We start from the raw sequence: 17,812 nt of genomic DNA on the forward strand, positions 1-17,812 counted from the left end.
ATTATTCAACACTTTAGACAAAAATGTAGCAAGATCACAGGATTAGAATATATCTGCCTGTAATGTGCTCTAAAAAGCATGAATGCGCAAAAAAAACACTGAATGCTAAAACATCAAAAAATGCTATTATCCGCTAACCTGTTATCAGGCACCTGCTGTTTTAAGGATGAGGATAGTATATGGATCAGGCTGGAATTATTCGCGACCTGCTCACCTGGCTGGAAGGTCATCTCGACCAGCCTTTGTCACTGGATAATGTGGCGGCTAAAGCAGGCTATTCCAAGTGGCATCTGCAAAGGATGTTCAAGGATGTCACCGGTCATGCTATCGGGGCCTATATTCGCGCACGTCGTTTATCAAAATCTGCGGTGGCATTGCGGCTGACCGCGCGGCCGATTCTGGATATTGCCCTGCAATATCGTTTCGATTCGCAGCAGACCTTCACCCGCGCCTTTAAAAAACAGTTCTCGTTGACGCCAGCGCTATATCGTCGCTCGCCTGACTGGAGCTCGTTTGGCATGCGTCCGCCGCTGCGTCTGGGCGAATTCGCGATGCCGAAATACGACTTTATTACACTGCCGGAAACCCATCTCATCGGTACGACGCAGAGCTACTCCTGTTCACTGGAGCAGATTTCTGAGTTCCGTCATCAGATGCGCGTCCAGTTCTGGCGCGACTTCCTGAGCCACGCACCGGCGATCCCGCCAATCCTGTATGGCCTCAACGAAACGCACCCAAGCCAGGAAAAAGACGACGAGCAGGAGGTGTTCTACACCACCGCGCTGACGCCTGAGATGGCCAATGGGTATATTCAGGGTTCGAAGCCTGTCGTGCTGGAAGGCGGCGAATACGTGATGTTCGCCTATGAAGGGCTGGGAACGGGGGTTCAGGAGTTTATCCTGACCGTTTACGGAACCTGCATGCCGATGCTGAATCTGAATCGCCGTAAAGGTCAGGACATTGAGCGCTACTACCCGGCGCAGGATGCCAAACCGGAAGAAGGCCCCATCAATCTGCGTATGGAATTCTTGATTCCAATACGTCGTTAACGCTGCAGTTCGTCAAGCGCAGGGGCATCAAGATGCGAAATGTCCCCTGCCATCTCCACTACCCAGCCCGACGCCAGCCACGCGCTTTCCTGGTAATCAATTCGGGAAATGGAGCAGTTGCGCAGACGCAAACGGCGCTCAGCGTAAGCCGGCAACCCCAGAATGGTGCTCACCAGGCAACCCAACGCAATCCCGTGACTCACCAGCAGCGGACGGCTTCCCGCCGGGAGCTTCAGGCATTCCGCCAGTGCGGCATGCATGCGCACGCTCAGCTCCTGCATGGATTCCCCTTCAGGAATACGGCCATCTTCGGTGCCGTTCACCAGCGTGCGGCGCCAGCCTTCCTCCGTTTCCGTCAGCGTATCGATATGGCGTTTTTCCAGCACGCCCATATCCAGCTCGCGCAGGCGCGGCTCCAGCGTGACGTCACAGCCGCAGGCATCTGCGATGATGCGCGCCGTCTGCTGTGTGCGACCTAAATCGCTGGTAATCACGTGGGTAATGCCCAGCGTTCTGGCGCGCTCTGCCACCTGCCAAGCTTGCTGCACGCCCTTCTCAGTGAGAGGACTGTCTGACTGGCCTTGAATACGTCGCTCGGCGTTCCACTGCGTTTCACCGTGGCGAACAAGGTATACCTGTAACATGCTTTTTTTCCGTTATACTGCGATGAGTTTTTTTTTGAATCGAGCTTAATTATGCACCATGTTGTCTCTGCTACCACTAATCCTGCCAAAATTCAGGCAATTCTAAGGGCATTTGACGAGATCTTCGGCGCAGGATCCTGCCATATTGAGGCCATCGGCGTCGAGAGCGGCGTACCTGAACAGCCGTTTGGCAGCGAGGAAACGCGCGCTGGCGCACGAAATCGCGTGGCAAACGCTAAAGCCGCGGCACCGAATGCGGACTTTTGGGTAGCGATTGAAGCAGGTATCGACGAAGGCGCAACCTTTAGCTGGGTGGTCATTGAAAGCCGCGAGCAGCGCGGTGAAGCGCGTTCGGCCACCCTGCCGCTGCCGGAGATCATTCTGGAAAAAGTCCGTGCGGGTGAAGCGCTCGGGCCGGTGATGTCGCAGTACACCGGCATCGATGAGATTGGTCGTAAAGAAGGGGCGATTGGCGTCTTTACCGCAGGCGCGCTGACGCGTTCTGGCGTTTATCACCAGGCGGTGATTTTGGCGTTAAGCCCGTTCCATAACGCGATTTATCGGTAAGTTTGTAGGCCGGATAAGGCGTAGCCGTCATCCGGCGTTTTTCAGCAATACCGCTTCCAGCCACTGGCGCAGCTCAACCGGTGCCGACTTCAGGCTGTTCGAGCCGCGGGTGATCGTTGCAATACCCGCGCCAAGCTCATTTTTCAGCTCGCGCTGGCTCATCTCGCCGCGCAGCAACTCTTCAATGATCCGCACGCGCGTGCCCAGCGCCTCGCGCTCGTCCGGCGTGAGCATCAGCTGCATGAGGGGCAAGTGCAAATCCTGCTCGTAAGACTGGCGAAGCAGCTCCACAAAACGAAGCCACTCCTGATGACGTTGTTCGGCCATTGCCGAGGAATACGGGGAATGCTGGGTCATGTTATGCTGCCTCTTGTACTCATTAGCGAGTACAGCATAACACAACCCGCGCCGTTCAGTAACGTCTCTGCCACTCGGCATCGCTCATCAGGGTATCTTTCTGCCCCATGAAGTAGCGATAGTAGGCGTCATAGGCCAGCACGTTCTTCACGTAACCGCGCGTTTCCGAGAACGGGATGCTCTCGACAAACGCCACGGCGTCGATGCGTCCAGCGCTATTGCCGAGCCAGGTACGCACGCGTCCAGGCCCCGCGTTATACGCCGCCGAAGAGAAGATGCGGTTATTGCCGAACTGCTGATACACGTACTGGAGATAGCTGGTACCGATGTTGATATTGGTATCCGGATCTAACAGCTGTGACGGGCTGCTGTACCCCGGAATATTAAACATCTTCACCGTGTGCGTCGCCGTGCCCGGCATGATTTGCATCAGGCCGCTGGCACCCACCGGGGAACGGACTTTCGGGTTCCAGGCGCTCTCCTGACGGGCAATCGCCATCGCGTAGCTTTGCGGGATATCTTTGCCGCTGGTATAGCGATCGAAGAGATCTTTGTACGCCAGCGGGAAACGCTCTTCGAGATGATCCCAGAGCTTGCCGGCGATCGTCGCCTGCACGCTGAGATCCCACCAGCGATTATCGAACGCGTAGCGGGCAAGCTGAGCTTTCTCGTCGGTGGTGCGGCTGGTCACCAGATTCGCCCACTCGCTGCGCGCGGTGTTATCCATATTCCAGTACATCAGCTCGCGAACGCGCGCCATTTCAGGCCCCTGCGTCAGCGTCGGGTTCGCGTTAGCGGGCGCTTTATCAATGCGGAAGGTGTACTCCTCGCCCAGACGCTGCGCGGCGGCCATCGGGTAAAACCCGCGCTGCTGCATCAGCGTATGGAGGATCTCTTTGGCCTCATCATCACGACCGCGCTCCATCAGCAGATCGGCCTGCCAGTAGCGCCATTCGTCTTTCTCTTTGGCCTCCATTGGCAACCGCGCGAGCCAGGTGTTCAGCCCACGGCGATCGCCCGTGCCCAGCGCCATGCGCACGCGGCGTTCCACCAGCGACGTGGAGTTCGAGCGCATAATGGCATCGTCACGCCAGCGCGCCTGTTCATCGGTTACATCCGTGCCCATCAGTCGCCACGCCACGATGTCGCGCAGCTCCTGGGTTTGCTCCTCATTGAGCTGCTGCGCCTGCACCAGCTGCGGGATCATCAGCCGCGCGTTTTCCACATCGTCACGCGCCACGCTGGCAAAGGCCACCGCCGCCATCTGGCGGGTAAAATCGGTCGCGCCCGTACTGCGGGCAAAGGTCAGCACGCTGTTCGGATCGTTAGCCAGCGAGATAACCGCGGTGGAGATCGTCTGGTAATCGGACGGCATCTGCCCCGCCAGCGTGGTCACCAGACGCGTGTTACCGGCTTTCATCGCCAGACGGATGCGCTCAAGGTAGGACAGCGGATCCTGCTTGCCGGAAGCGCGCCATGCGCCGAACAGGGAATCACAGGCGTTCGGCTGGTTTTTCCCGGTCAGCCAGAGCTCTTTCGCCCCGGCCCAGGCCTCTTCCTGCTGGCCGGTTGCCCATTTCGCGTAGTAATAGTTACACTGGGCTTCGGTGGCGTTCGGCTTTTCAGGGCTAAACGCCAGCAGTCCGCGCCAGTCTTCGCGACGCGCCAGCTCATTCACAAAGCGAGACTGGAGATTTCGGGCAGGCGGCAGGGTCGGGTTCGCCTGAATGAAGTTATTCACGGTGACGGTAGGCTGGTTCATCAGATCGTCCGTAATCTGGCGATACTCCAGATACGGATACAGCGGATAATCCTTTAGCGTCGGCATCAGCGCCTGTACGGTATCCATCTGCTTGTTGTCCCACGCCTGTTTAATCTGGGCGTAGCGGTTACGTTGTTCATCCAGTGAATCGGCATGCACCGCCTGGCTTACCGCCATTACGCATACGCTGGCAGCCAGCAGACGCCAGACCACCCGTTTGGCTTTTTCCACAAGCTCTTCCTCATTGTTTTTTCGTCAATTGCAGCGTCTTGCCACGTCAAAGTCTAATTAACTTATGCTAACCAGGCATCCTTCAACGCGCCACGTCATGGACACTTTTTTACCTTTCTTGCGCGTTTTAACACTCCCGACGTTCCTGGCTGGGATTAGGACGTGAAAAAGGCTACACTTCGAGGCTGAAATTCCTTCTCATTACGATAAAAGAGGCGAAGTCCAACGTGGCTCAATTCGTTTATACCATGCATCGTGTCGGCAAAGTTGTCCCGCCGAAACGTCATATTCTTAAAAATATCTCGCTGAGCTTCTTCCCGGGCGCAAAAATCGGTGTTCTGGGTCTCAACGGTGCCGGTAAGTCCACCCTGCTGCGCATCATGGCCGGGATTGATACAGACATCGAAGGTGAAGCCCGTCCGCAGCCTGGCATCAAGATTGGTTACCTGCCGCAGGAACCTCAGCTGAACCCGGAACACACCGTTCGCGAATCCGTTGAAGAAGCGGTTTCCGAAGTGGTTAACGCGCTGAAAGGTCTGGATGAAGTGTATGCCAAATACGCCGAGCCGGATGCGGACTTCGACAAGCTGGCCGCGCAGCAGGGCAAGTATGAAGAGATCATCCAGGCACACGACGGTCACAACCTGAACGTGCAGCTGGAGCGCGCGGCTGATGCCCTGCGTCTGCCGGACTGGGATGCAAAAGTTGAGAAGCTCTCCGGGGGTGAACGCCGCCGCGTGGCGCTGTGCCGCCTGCTGCTGGAAAAACCAGACATGCTGCTGCTCGACGAACCGACCAACCACCTGGATGCGGAATCCGTGGCATGGCTGGAGCGCTTCCTGCACGACTTCGAAGGCACCGTTGTGGCGATCACCCACGACCGTTACTTCCTCGACAACGTCGCTGGCTGGATCCTGGAGCTGGACCGCGGCGAAGGTATTCCGTGGGAAGGCAACTACTCCTCCTGGCTGGAGCAGAAAGATCAGCGTCTGGCGCAGGAAGCTTCTCAGGAAGCGGCCCGTCGCAAGTCTATCGAGAAAGAGCTGGAGTGGGTTCGTCAGGGTGCGAAAGGCCGTCAGTCTAAGGGCAAAGCCCGTCTGGCACGCTTCGAAGAGCTGAACAACACCGAATACCAGAAACGTAACGAAACCAACGAACTGTTTATTCCGCCTGGAGCACGTCTGGGGGATAAAGTGGTTGAAGTTACCAACCTGCGTAAGTCCTACGGCGACCGTCTGCTGATCGACGACCTGACCTTCTCCGTACCGAAAGGCGCTATCGTCGGGATCATCGGTCCGAACGGCGCGGGTAAATCAACCCTGTTCCGCATGATGTCCGGTCAGGAACAGCCTGACAGCGGCTCTATCACCCTGGGTGAAACCGTGAAGCTGGCCTCCGTTGACCAGTTCCGTGACGCGATGGATAACAGCAAAACCGTGTGGGAAGAAGTGTCCGGCGGTCTGGATATCATGCGTATCGGCAACACCGAGATGCCAAGCCGCGCCTATGTTGGCCGCTTCAACTTCAAAGGCACCGACCAGGGCAAACGCGTGGGCGAGCTGTCCGGCGGCGAGCGCGGTCGTCTGCACCTGGCGAAGCTGCTGCAGGTGGGCGGCAACGTTCTGCTGCTTGATGAACCAACAAACGACCTGGACATTGAAACCCTGCGCGCGCTGGAAAACGCCCTGCTGGAGTTCCCGGGCTGCGCGATGGTTATCTCGCACGACCGCTGGTTCCTGGACCGTATCGCGACCCACATCCTGGACTATCAGGACGAAGGTAAAGTGGAGTTCTTCGAAGGTAACTTCACCGAATACGAAGAGTACAAGAAACGCACGCTGGGCGCCGACGCGCTGGAGCCGAAGCGTATTAAGTACAAGCGTATTGCGAAATAAAAGCAAAACGGCAACTTCGGTTGCCGTTTTTTATGTTTGTACCCTCTCCCAGTGGGCTGAGGGTCAGGGTGAGGGCATCAGGCCGCACACTTTGTAGGCCGGGTAAGGCGAAGCCGCCACCCGGCTTTTTTATTTGCCCACGTAATACCGCTTCACCTCATCAAACTGCATCGCAAACTCGATATAGCTCATTAGCGCAGGCGAATTCAGCTTGCGGCTCGGGTAGGCCAGCCAGAGATCGTTGCCTTCAACGTTCCACTCCGGCAGCACCTTCACCAGCGCACCCTTTTCGATCTTATCTTCCAGCAGAAACGCGGGTAATAGCGTGATCCCCGCACCGGCAATCGCACATTCGCGGGCGTAGACCAGATTATCGGTCATGTGCGCGTTATCCGGCAGGTAGCGGTAATCCTCACTCTCGCTTCGCAGAAGCCACTCTGACCACGCCCGGTGCGTAATGCAGCGGTGATCCACCAGCTGACGGGGATGAATTAACGGCTCCCGACGCGCCAGATAGTCCGGCGAGGCCAGCATGTAACGCGGGCAATGCCCGATCATCCGGCCAATCAGGGAGGAGTCCTGCGGCTTGCCGGTGCGCAGCGCCACGTCAAAACCGGCCTCGATCAGATCCACCACGTCATCAGAGATCGACACATCCAGCGAAACGTCAGGATAGCGAAGCTGGAACTCGGCGTTCATATGCGCCAGCAGCGTCGCCCCAATCCCTGCCGGACAGGTGATCCGCAGCCGCCCGCTGGGGTTTTCGCGCAGCCGCTGAATGGCATACTCCGCCCGCTCGCTGGCCGCCAGCATCTCACGACAGTGCACCAGATAGTGCTCGCCCGCAAATGTCAGGCTGATCCTGCGCGTGGTGCGGTTGAGCAGGCGGATCCCCACCTGCTGCTCAAGCAGGCTAATCCGCTGGCTAACGCTGGATTTCGGCAGTTCGGCCTTCTGAGCGGCAGCGGTAAAGCTGCCCATCTCCGCCACCAGCGCGAACAGCGCCATATCCTGCAGCTGTTTAAACATGATTGTTCATCCTGTACGAACGCTGAGTTCTTGATTGTCCATCTTATCATGCAGCTGGCCACTTAATAGACTAGCCTCAACAAAACGCATTCCATTGAGGAGCACACCATGTCTGTTAAAGCCATCTCCGTTAACCCAGAAAATCCGTCCACCTTCATTGAAATCACCCCGCCGATGCCGCAGCCCGGCGAGTACGATCTGCTGGTAGAGGTGAAGGCCGTCTCCGTTAACCCGGTCGATACCAAAGTCCACGCGGGCATTGCCAGGAACGGGCTGAACGCGCCGCGCATTCTCGGGTGGGATGCAAGCGGGATCGTCAAAGCCGTTGGAGCTGGCGTCACCGGATTCAAACCGGGAGATGAAGTGTGGTACGCGGGCGACATCACCCGCCCGGGCAGCAACACCACGCATCAGCTGATCGACGCGCGCATTGTCGGGCACAAGCCTGCCAGCCTCGGCTGGGCGGCTGCCGCTGCACTGCCTTTGACCGCGCTTACAGCGTGGGAAGGTCTGTTTGAACGGCTGAACATTCAGGATGCCGGGGCGGACAAAACGCTGCTGATCATCGGCGGCGCGGGCGGCGTGGGATCGCTGGCGATCCCGTTTGCGAAGCACAACAGCAAGGTGAAGATCGTCGCAACCGCTTCCCGAGAAGATTCCGCCCGGTGGTGCCGCGATCGCGGGGCTGACGTTGTCGTCAACTACCGCGACCTGAAAGGCGAGCTGGCGAAACACGGGCTTACCTTTGTGGATTACATTTTCATCCTCAACGACACCGACGGGCACTGGGATGCGGTCAGCGAACTGATTGCGCCGCAGGGGCATATCTGCTCTATCGTCGAGAATGAACGTCCGCTGAACCAGGACAAGCTGAAGTCCAAATCCGCCGCCCTGCACTGGGAATTTATGTATACCCGCAGCATGTACCAGACGGCGGATATGGCGCGTCAGGGTGAGATCCTCAATGAGGTGGCGAAGCTGGTGGATAACGGCGTGGTGGAAAGTTCGCTGAGTGAAACGCTGCGCGGGCTGAGCGTGGAAAGCATTACCGAGGCGCACCGTAAGGTGTTGGACGGGCATATGCGGGGGAAAGTGGTGGTTGAGTTCTGAGTGGGTTGATGCCCTCTCCCTGTGGGAGAGGGAGGTTAACGCTTAACCCTGCTCCCCCATCATCTCCTTCACCAGCTCGACGCAGCGCAGGAAACGGGAGTCGTAGTCCGACTCTTCCACATGCACAAACTCAACGTTGTTTTCATTGAGCATCTCCACCAGCATGGTCTGAAACTCTCGCCTGTCCACGGAGCTGCCGAGGCTGCGCATGCCGTCAGCGACCCACGGAGTGTTGTTCTCCAGCAGGATCACCAGGTCAAAGCGGTATTCGTCAATCAGCGCCTGCACGAACGGGTGCTCGCGCCCCTCGTATTTTTTACAGAACGCCTGCGTGGTGACGAAATCGGTATCAATAAACGCCACTTTGTTGGCGTATTTCACCGCAAAATCAATGTACTGGGCGTGTCCGAGCGCAATTTTGTCATAGTCGGAATACTGCAGCGCCATCTCGTCGCCGCCGAGGTGCGAGAAGACATAATCGCGGCCATACTCCCACGCGCTGGTGGTGTTGAAGATGTTCGCCAGCTTGTTGACCAGCGTTGATTTACCGCTCGACTCGCCGCCCAGGATCGCAACGGTGCGCACAAAGAACGGCTTCACTTCGGTCGGAATGTAATCCCAGTAGCGGAACGGGTTTTCGCGGATCTGCGCCCCGCTGATGTTCATAAAGGTGCGTTTCGGATCGATCAGCACCGTCTCGATGCCCAGATGCTCGCGGAACTGCGGCGCGTCGGACTCTTCAGAGGTGTAGATCCAGTTCGGCGCAATGCCCTTCTCTTCCATAAACGCTTTGATGCCGTTGCTCCACACGTCCCAGCCGTGCGGATACGGCTCCATGCCCTCTTCGTTAAAGGCATGAATACGAATGTTTTTCTGATACTTAAAGGTCTGGAGCAGCCAGCGCAGGCGGTCCGGCACGGTCGGCTGCTGCGACATGGCGCTGTCTTCAAACAGCTGACGGTCGCGGGTTTCGTCATAGCCCATGATGATGTGCAGCTCGTCAACCTGGCTACAGGCGCGCTGGATCAGATAGATATGCCCGGTATGCAGCGGGTAAAACTTGCCGAACACCACGCCGATGTTCTTTTGCATACGCGGGAATTCCAGCCCCAGAAAGCGGTGCAACGCTTCCAGCTTCTGCGCGCTGGGGCTTTTGATTTTGGCGTTCAGCAGCTGGCTCAGGTAGCCTTTGGTCATGCCGCTGGCGTCCGCCACCTGCTGCAGCGTGCAGCCCTTCTGGCGGATTGCGGTCTTGATGTAGTCAAATGATGACATAAATTACGGTGCCTCCTGCAAAATCAAATTTACGTAATTATAAGTCGTCAAAGACATTTAACGCATCTGCGAGTTTCTTCACGCCAAATACCTGCATCCCTTCCGGGATTTTTTTCGGCACGTTGGCGGCGGGAACGATCGCCCGGCGGAAGCCGTGTTTTGCTGCCTCGGAGATACGCTCCTGACCGCTGGGCACCGGACGGATCTCCCCGGCGAGGCCCACTTCGCCGAAGACGACCAGATCCTGCGGCAGCGGTCTGTCGCGCAGACTGGAGACCATCGCCAGCAGCAGCGCCAGGTCTGCGCTGGTTTCAGTGACTTTGACGCCGCCGACCACGTTAACGAAGACGTCCTGATCCGCCATCTGCAGCCCGCCGTGACGGTGCAGCACCGCCAGCAGGATCGCCAGACGGTTCTGTTCCAGGCCGACCGCCACGCGCCGCGGGTTGCCCATCATCGACACGTCCACCAGCGCCTGAATTTCGACAAGCAGCGGGCGCGTCCCTTCCCACAGCACCATCACCGAACTGCCGGAGGTGATCTCATCGCCACGGCTCAGGAAGATGGCCGACGGGTTGCTGACTTCGCGCAGCCCCTGTTCGGTCATGGCAAATACGCCCAGTTCGTTCACCGCGCCAAAGCGGTTCTTATGGCTACGCAGGGTACGGAAACGGGAATCCGCGTCGCCGTCGAGCATCACGGAGCAGTCGATACAGTGTTCAAGCACCTTCGGCCCCGCCAGCGAGCCGTCTTTGGTCACGTGGCCGACCATCACAATCGCCACGCCGCGCGTTTTGGCAAAGCGCGTCAGATAAGCCGCGGTTTCACGCACCTGCGCGACGCTGCCCGGCGAGGACTGAATGTCCGCCATGTGCATCACCTGGATGGAGTCGATCACCATCAGCTTCGGCTGCTCTTCTTCGGCGATCATGCAGATCTGCTCGATGCTGGTTTCGGAGAGCATGTTCAGGTTGCCGGTCGGCAGGCCCAGACGGTGCGCGCGCATTGCCACCTGCTGCAGTGATTCTTCGCCCGTGACGTACAGGGTTTTCATCTGTTCGGCGAGCTTGCAGAGCGTTTGCAGCAGCAGGGTCGATTTCCCCGCGCCCGGGTTACCGCCGATCAGAATTGCGCTGCCCGGCACCACGCCGCCGCCGAGCACGCGGTCAAACTCTTTGAACCCGGTGGAGAAGCGCGGCAGCTCTTCGAGGCTGATGTCCGAGAGTTTTTGCACCTTCGCCACGCCCGCGTTACCGGCATAGCCGCTCAGGCGCTCGTTGCGGGCTACGCTCGGCGAAGCCGCCACACCACGCACTTCGGTGATGGTGTTCCAGGCATGGCAGGCGCTGCATTGCCCCTGCCAGCGCGGATAATCCGCACCACATTCATTACAGACAAATGCGCGTTTTGGAGCTTTCGCCACGGTTTACCTCGTTATTTCTGTGCGGCCTGCGTGCCGGGCGGCGCTTACGCTTACCCGGCCTACAAAGCAGACCGTTATTTCTGATTAATGCTGCCGGAGAGAATGCAGAACACCCCCATCAGGTCAGCGTGACGGATAGTGACTTCCGTCTTTTCATTCACTTTTGGCTTGGCGTGGTAGGCAATGCCCAGCCCGGCCGCTTTGATCATCGGCAGGTCATTCGCGCCGTCCCCGATGGCGACGGTCTGGACAACCGGAATTTCATATTTTTCCGCCAGACGCGTCAGCGTATTGGCTTTGTACTGGGCATCTACAATATCGCCGATCACCTGGCCGGTCAGCTTGCCGTCCATGATCTCCAGCTCATTGGCTACCACGGTGGTCAGGTGCAGTTTCTCCCGCAGATAATCCGCGAAGAAGGTGAAGCCACCGGAGGCGATCGCCACTTTCCAGCCGAGGGACTGCAGCTTCAGCACCAGCTGCGTCAGCCCTGGCATCAGCGGCAGCACGTCGCGCACCTGGCGCAGAATATTGGCATCGGCCCCTTTCAGAGTCGCCACGCGCTGTCGCAGGCTGGCGGTAAAGTCCAGCTCGCCGCGCATCGCACGCTCGGTGACTTCCGCTACCAGCTCGCCGCTGCCCGCCAGCTTCGCAATCTCGTCAATACACTCGATCTGAATGGCGGTAGAGTCCATGTCCATGACCAGCAGGCCAGGGGTTTTCAGGTGTGGAATTTTACCCAGCGGCGCGACGTCCAGCCCGGCGTCATGCGCCAGACGCGTTGCGCGCTGCGTCAGGGAACCCGCAAGGCGAATAACCTGGTAGTCTTCCACGCACCATGCGGCGACGATGACCATCGCCGCACCCAGCTTGCTTTGATACTGGGTCAGGCGTTGCTTATCCAGACCGCGTCCGTAGAGGAGCCAGCCGCTACGACCGGCGTGGTAATCCAGAGGCATCACCTCATCGCCACTTAAAGAGAGCGGCAATCCTGGCCATAAAGAGACATCCGTTGGCAGGTCACACCAGGTAATGTTCGGCATTAAAGCTCCTGTAATTTCGTTCGCGCCGGAAGGTTGCAGAGGGAAAATAACGCATGAGGCTACCCTGTAACCATCACTTCTGGCAACATTAAGCCGTAAATTTTCAGCAGGTGGAATATGGCTCGCGCAAAACTGAAATTCCGGCTTCATCGCGCCGTGATTGTCCTTTCCTGTCTCGCACTATTAGTTGTGCTGATGCAAGGGGCATCGTGGTTTAGCCAGAACCATCAACGACAACGCAACCCGCAGTTTGAAGAACTGGCCCGCACGCTGGCGCGCCAGGTGACGCTCAACGTGGCGCCGTCCATGCGTACCGAAACGCCGGACGATAAGCGGATAGGCCAGGTTTTACGCCTGCTCACGGAGAACAGCCGCATTCTTGATGCCGGCGTCTATGATGAGCAAGGCAACCTGATTGCCCGCGCGGGCGAGCACGTCGACGTGCGCGACAGGCTGGCGCTGGACGGTAAAAAAGCCGGGGGCTATTTTAACCAGCAGATCGTCGAACCTATTCAGGGGAAGAATGGCCCGCTGGGCTATCTGCGCCTGACTCTCGATACCCACACCCTGCCCACTGAAGCCAAACAGGTCGATAATACCACCAATATTCTGCGCCTGATGCTGCTGCTTTCACTCGCCATCGGCGTAGTGCTGGCACGCACCCTGCTTAGGGGCAAGCGCTCGCGCTGGCAGCAATCCCCGTTCCTGCTGACCGCCAGCCGGTCGGTCCCCGAAGACGAAGAGAGCGAGAAGAAAGAATAGTGATAAAGTAGGCGAACGATTCGGAAAAGGAACTTTGCCATGACGACGTTACGCCTGCTTATCTCTGACTCTTACGATCCCTGGTTTAATCTCGCGGTAGAAGAGTGCATCTTCCGCCAGATGCCCGCTACCCAGCGCGTACTGTTTCTCTGGCGTAACGCCGATACGGTGGTCATTGGCCGCGCGCAAAACCCGTGGAAAGAGTGCAATACGCGACGCATGGAAGAGGATAACGTCCGTCTCGCGCGCCGCAGCAGCGGCGGCGGCGCGGTGTTTCACGATCTGGGCAACACCTGCTTTACCTTTATGGCGGGCAAACCGGAATACGACAAAACCATCTCTACTTCTATTGTCCTCAATGCGCTGAATTCACTCGGCGTCACGGCTGAAGCCTCCGGACGTAACGATCTGGTGGTGAAAACCCCCGAGGGCGACCGGAAGGTATCCGGCTCCGCCTACCGCGAAACGATGGATCGCGGCTTCCACCACGGCACCCTGCTGCTGAACGCCGATCTGAGCCGTCTGGCTAACTACCTGAATCCTGATAAGAAAAAGCTCCAGGCTAAAGGGATTACCTCCGTGCGCGGACGCGTGGCGAATCTGGTGGAGCTGCTGCCGGGAATTACCCACGAGCAGATTTGCGATGCGATCCGTGACGCGTTTTTTGAACATTACGGCGAGCGCGTGGAAGCGGAAGTGATTTCCCCTGACAAAACCCCGGACCTGCCTAACTTCGCGGAAACCTTTGCCCGCCAGAGCAGCTGGGAGTGGAACTTCGGTCAGGCTCCTGCGTTTTCTCACCTGCTGGACGAGCGTTTTACCTGGGGCGGCGTGGAGCTGCATTTTGACGTGGAGAAAGGCCATATCACCCGCACGCAGGTGTTTACCGATAGCCTGAACCCGGCACCGTTAGAGGCGCTGGCGGCACGTTTGCAGGGCTGTTTGTACCGGGCGGATATGCTGCAGCAGGAATGCGACGCGTTGATTGGGGATTTTCCGGAGCAGGAAAAAGAGCTGCGGGAGCTGTCGGCGTGGATTGCGCAGGCCGTGCGCTAGTAAAAAAGCCCGCTGGCGCTGCGCTTAGCGGGCCTACAAAACCGTAGGCCGGGTCAGGCGAAGCCGCCACCCGGCACAACAGCGCTTACTCTTTATCGCCCAGCAGAACGGATTCCAGCGCGATTTTGATCATGTCGTTGAAGGTAGTCTGACGCTCGGCAGCGGTGGTCTGCTCGTGGGTACGGATGTGGTCAGACACGGTGCAGATGGTCAGCGCTTTCGCACCGAACTCAGCCGCGACGCCGTAGATACCCGCCGCTTCCATTTCCACGCCCAGAATGCCGTATTTTTCCATCACGTCGAACATCTCGCCGCCGTCCGGTGCATAGAACAGGTCAGCAGAGAAGATGTTACCCACGCGCGCTTCAACGCCCAGCGCTTTTGCCGCGTCAACCGCGTCACGCACCATGCCGAAGTCAGCAATCGCCGCGAAGTCATGGTCTTTAAAACGCATGCGGTTAACTTTGGAATCGGTGCAGGCACCCATACCGATAACGATGTCGCGCAGCTTAACGTCCATGCGCACCGCGCCGCAGGAGCCCACGCGGATGATTTTCTTCACGCCGAAGTCGGTAATCAGCTCTTTGGTATAGATGGAGCAGGATGGGATACCCATGCCGTGGCCCATCACGGAGATTTTGCGGCCTTTGTAGGTACCGGTGAAGCCCAGCATGCCGCGAACGTTGTTCACTTCACGCACGTCTTCGAGGAAGGTTTCAGCAATGTGCTTCGCGCGCAGCGGGTCGCCCGGCATCAATACGACGTCAGCGAAATCACCCATTTCTGCATTAATGTGAGGAGTTGCCATCTTCAGTTCCTTTTCATTTGAATTTTTTGCCCGGTGGCGCTTCGCTTACCGGGCCTACGGTTTTGTAGGCCGGGTAAGGCGCAGCCGCCACCCGGCAATGACATCAGAACATGGCCTTGCCATATTCCATGTCAGACGTACCAAAGTATTTCGCGATAGTCTGGCCGATGTCCGCGAAGGTTTCACGGTGACCGAGCGAGCCCGGCTTCACTTTCGGGCCGTACACCAGCACCGGAATGTGCTCACGGGTATGGTCGGTACCGGTCCAGGTTGGGTCACAGCCGTGGTCCGCGGTCAGGATCAGAATGTCATCTTCACCCACCAGTTCCATCAGCTCCGGCAGACGGCGGTCGAACAGTTCCAGACCGGCCGCATAGCCTGCGACGTCGCGACGGTGGCCCCAGGAGGAGTCGAAGTCCACGAAGTTGGTGAAGACAATGGTCTTGTCGCCCGCTTCTTTCATCTCTTTGATGGTGGCATCGAACAGCGCATCCAGACCGGTGGCTTTCACTTTTTTGGTGATGCCGCAGTTGGCGTAGATATCCGCGATTTTACCCACGGAAACCACGTGGCCGTCTTTCTCTTCAACCAGCTTCTGCAGCACGGTTGGCGCCGGTGGCTCAACGGCCAGGTCGTGACGGTTACCGGTACGCTGGAAGCTACCCGCTTTGTCGCCGATAAACGGACGCGCGATCACGCGGCCAATGTTGTAGCCGCCTTCGGTCAGCTCTTCACGGGCGATTTCGCACAGCTCGTAGAGTTTATCCAGGCCGTAAGTCTCTTCGTGGCAGGCAATCTGGAACACGGAGTCAGCAGAGGTGTAGAAAATCGGCTTGCCGGTTTTCATGTGCTCTTCGCCGAGCTCGTCCAGAATCACGGTACCGGAAGAGTGGCAGTTGCCGAGGTAGCCCGGCAGGTTGGCGCGCTTCACCAGCTTATCGAGCAGCTCCTGCGGGAAGCTGTTCTCATGATCGGAGAAATAACCCCAGTCAAACAGTACCGGCACACCGGCGATTTCCCAGTGTCCAGACGGGGTGTCTTTACCGGAAGAGAGCTCGTGTGCCCAGCCGTAGGCACCCACCACTTCCGCGTTGCCGTCCATACCGGCTGCGATTTTACCGGTAGAACCTTCATGCGCTTTCACCAGACCGAGGCGGGTCAGGTTGGGTAGAGTCAGAGGGCCTTTACGACCGTTGTCCGCTTCGCCTTTCGCACAGGCTTCCGCGATGTGACCCATGGTATCGGAACCCACGTCACCAAAACGTTCTGCATCTTCGGTTGCGCCGATGCCGAATGAGTCCAGCACCATAATAAATGCACGTTTCATAATTGTTCTCCGTACGTAGTGCTTAAAAATGATTGATCAGATCAGTATACCGCTATTCGGTGATACGGCGATAGACGGTCGGTGTGGTTTCCGGCGCTTTATCGTCAAGCGCAATGGCCGCCTTCACCGCTTTAGCCGCTTCCTGCCAGCTGGCTTCGTCTTTCGCGTGGATCACCGCCAGCGGACGTTGACCGTCAACGCTGTCGCCCAGACGGGCCATATCGGTAAAGCCGACGCTGTAATCAATGGTGTCCGATGCCTGACGGCGGCCGCCGCCCATCGAGACCACCGCCATGCCGAGGGCACGGGTGTCCATTGCGGAAACGAAGCCTTCGCTATCGGCATATACCGCTTTGCTGAGCGTCGCGGTTGGCAGGTATTTCGCGTAATTCTCGACGAAATCGGTCGGGCCTTTCTGCGCCGCAACCATACGCCCGAAGATTTCCGCCGCTTTGCCGTTGTCCAGCACCGCCTGCAGTTTCGCGCGCGCTTCTGCATCGTCTTTGGCCAGCTTGCCGGAGATCAGCATCTCAACGCACAGCGCCATGGTGACGTCGAACAGGCGCGGATTACGGTATTCGCCGGTGAGGAACTGTACCGCCTCACGCACTTCAACCGCGTTACCGGCGCTGGAGGCCAGTACCTGGTTCATGTCGGTGAGCAGCGCGGTGGTGCGCACGCCTGCGCCGTTGGAGACGCCAACGATCGCTTCGGCAAGCGCCGCAGAAAGTTCATAGGTCGGCATAAACGCGCCGCTGCCCACCTTCACGTCCATCACCAGCGCGTCCAGGCCTTCTGCCAGCTTCTTCGCCAGGATAGAGGCGGTGATCAGCGGGATGGAGTCAACGGTCGCGGTGATATCGCGGGTCGCATAGAAACGCTTGTCTGCCGGAGCAAGAGAGCTGGTCTGGCCGATAATCGCCACACCAACGTCTTTAATAATGTCGCGGAAGCGGTTGTCATCCGGGAAGATATCGAAGCCCGGAATGGCTTCCAGTTTGTCGAGCGTACCGCCGGTGTGGCCCAGGCCGCGTCCGGAGATCATCGGGATGTAACCGCCGCAGGCTGCCACCATGGGGCCAAGCATCAGAGACGTCACGTCGCCCACGCCGCCGGTTGAGTGTTTATCCACAATCGGGCCGTTAAGGTTGAGGCTTTTCCAGTCCAGAACGGTTCCTGAATCTCGCATCGCCATGGTCAGCGACACGCGCTCAGGCATCGACATATCGTGGAAGAAAATGGTCATCGCCAGAGCCGCAATCTGCCCTTCTGAGACGGTGTTATCACGAATGCCGTTGATGAAGAAGCGGATCTCTTCATCGCTTAATGCATGACCATCACGTTTTTTACGAATAATTTCTTGTGCGAGAAACACGGTAACCTCCATGCGGAATCGGGGGAGTTGTGGCGGGTGGCGCTACGCTTACCCGCCCTACGATCCTGTAGGCCGGATAAGCGAAGCGTCATCCGGCAT

16 protein-coding genes are annotated in these 17,812 nt (G+C 58.1%); 6 read left to right on the forward strand and 10 right to left on the reverse strand.

Translation table 11 applies throughout. The features are described 5' to 3' along the window. Positions 1–179: 179 nt before the first annotated feature. Positions 180–1,049: an MDR efflux pump AcrAB transcriptional activator RobA gene (gene robA, locus V4835_RS20245; protein ID WP_063143299.1), complete on the forward strand. Its 870-nt coding sequence runs from the start codon at positions 180–182 to the stop codon at positions 1,047–1,049. Here the strand turns inward: robA and gpmB are convergent. Further along, positions 1,046–1,693 (reverse strand): 2,3-diphosphoglycerate-dependent phosphoglycerate mutase GpmB, encoded by a 648-nt coding sequence (gpmB, locus tag V4835_RS20250; protein ID WP_248227263.1) that lies wholly within the window; start codon positions 1,691–1,693, stop codon positions 1,046–1,048. The genes robA and gpmB overlap by 4 nt on opposite strands. Positions 1,694–1,744: 51 nt before the next feature. Between gpmB and yjjX the strand changes: the two genes are divergently transcribed. After that, positions 1,745–2,260, forward strand: coding sequence for an inosine/xanthosine triphosphatase (yjjX, locus tag V4835_RS20255; RefSeq protein ID WP_023334447.1), 516 nt, complete (start codon positions 1,745–1,747; stop codon positions 2,258–2,260). 27 nt (positions 2,261–2,287) lie between these two features. Here the strand turns inward: yjjX and trpR are convergent, their stop codons facing one another. Both trpR and sltY read right to left on the reverse strand, forming a co-directional pair. Beyond that, positions 2,288–2,617 (reverse strand): trp operon repressor, encoded by a 330-nt coding sequence (gene trpR / locus V4835_RS20260; protein ID WP_010427104.1) that lies wholly within the window; start codon positions 2,615–2,617, stop codon positions 2,288–2,290. Between the two features lie 55 nt (positions 2,618–2,672). After that, complete coding sequence (sltY, locus tag V4835_RS20265; RefSeq protein ID WP_331413453.1) at positions 2,673–4,610, reverse strand: murein transglycosylase; 1,938 nt, start codon at positions 4,608–4,610, stop codon at positions 2,673–2,675. A gap of 227 nt (positions 4,611–4,837) precedes the next feature. Here sltY and ettA point away from each other — a divergent pair, with 227 nt between their 5' ends. Beyond that, on the forward strand, positions 4,838–6,505 hold the full coding sequence (gene ettA / locus V4835_RS20270) for an energy-dependent translational throttle protein EttA (protein WP_063143296.1): 1,668 nt from the start codon (positions 4,838–4,840) through the stop codon (positions 6,503–6,505). A gap of 129 nt (positions 6,506–6,634) precedes the next feature. On the opposite strand, the gene V4835_RS20275 is transcribed toward ettA, so the two are convergent. After that, positions 6,635–7,534, reverse strand: coding sequence for a LysR family transcriptional regulator (locus V4835_RS20275; RefSeq protein WP_331413454.1), 900 nt, complete (start codon positions 7,532–7,534; stop codon positions 6,635–6,637). A 108-nt stretch (positions 7,535–7,642) separates the two neighbouring features. Here V4835_RS20275 and V4835_RS20280 point away from each other — a divergent pair, with 108 nt between their 5' ends. After that, positions 7,643–8,644, forward strand: coding sequence for a zinc-binding alcohol dehydrogenase family protein (locus V4835_RS20280; RefSeq protein WP_331413455.1), 1,002 nt, complete (start codon positions 7,643–7,645; stop codon positions 8,642–8,644). 42 nt (positions 8,645–8,686) lie between these two features. On the opposite strand, the gene nadR is transcribed toward V4835_RS20280, so the two are convergent. The 3 genes from nadR to serB form a co-directional block, all read right to left on the reverse strand. Beyond that, positions 8,687–9,919 carry a multifunctional transcriptional regulator/nicotinamide-nucleotide adenylyltransferase/ribosylnicotinamide kinase NadR gene (gene nadR, locus V4835_RS20285; protein WP_015572616.1) on the reverse strand — a complete coding sequence of 411 codons (1,233 nt, stop codon included), beginning with the start codon at positions 9,917–9,919 and terminating at the stop codon, positions 8,687–8,689. A 37-nt stretch (positions 9,920–9,956) separates the two neighbouring features. After that, positions 9,957–11,342 carry a DNA repair protein RadA gene (gene radA, locus V4835_RS20290; RefSeq protein WP_014068810.1) on the reverse strand — a complete coding sequence of 462 codons (1,386 nt, stop codon included), beginning with the start codon at positions 11,340–11,342 and terminating at the stop codon, positions 9,957–9,959. Positions 11,343–11,416: 74 nt separating this feature from the next. Beyond that, positions 11,417–12,385, reverse strand: coding sequence for a phosphoserine phosphatase (gene serB / locus V4835_RS20295; protein ID WP_023310325.1), 969 nt, complete (start codon positions 12,383–12,385; stop codon positions 11,417–11,419). Between the two features lie 117 nt (positions 12,386–12,502). On the opposite strand from serB, the gene V4835_RS20300 reads away from it, so the two are divergent. After that, a complete protein-coding gene (locus V4835_RS20300) occupies positions 12,503–13,147 on the forward strand; it encodes a YtjB family periplasmic protein (protein WP_032643995.1) in 645 nt (214 codons plus the stop codon). A gap of 39 nt (positions 13,148–13,186) precedes the next feature. After that, positions 13,187–14,203, forward strand: coding sequence for a lipoate--protein ligase LplA (gene lplA / locus V4835_RS20305; RefSeq protein ID WP_033144580.1), 1,017 nt, complete (start codon positions 13,187–13,189; stop codon positions 14,201–14,203). Between the two features lie 85 nt (positions 14,204–14,288). On the opposite strand, the gene deoD is transcribed toward lplA, so the two are convergent. The 3 genes from deoD to deoA form a co-directional block, all read right to left on the reverse strand. Further along, positions 14,289–15,011 (reverse strand): purine-nucleoside phosphorylase, encoded by a 723-nt coding sequence (deoD, locus tag V4835_RS20310; protein ID WP_010427122.1) that lies wholly within the window; start codon positions 15,009–15,011, stop codon positions 14,289–14,291. Between the two features lie 103 nt (positions 15,012–15,114). Then, positions 15,115–16,338 carry a phosphopentomutase gene (deoB, locus tag V4835_RS20315; RefSeq protein ID WP_331413457.1) on the reverse strand — a complete coding sequence of 408 codons (1,224 nt, stop codon included), beginning with the start codon at positions 16,336–16,338 and terminating at the stop codon, positions 15,115–15,117. Positions 16,339–16,390: 52 nt separating this feature from the next. Continuing rightward, on the reverse strand, positions 16,391–17,713 hold the full coding sequence (gene deoA, locus V4835_RS20320) for a thymidine phosphorylase (RefSeq protein ID WP_063143383.1): 1,323 nt from the start codon (positions 17,711–17,713) through the stop codon (positions 16,391–16,393). Between the last annotated feature and the right edge of the window lie 99 nt (positions 17,714–17,812).

This window comes from Enterobacter cloacae complex sp. CARB60 (assembly GCF_036487345.1).
Taxonomy (GTDB): domain Bacteria; phylum Pseudomonadota; class Gammaproteobacteria; order Enterobacterales; family Enterobacteriaceae; genus Enterobacter; species Enterobacter asburiae_D.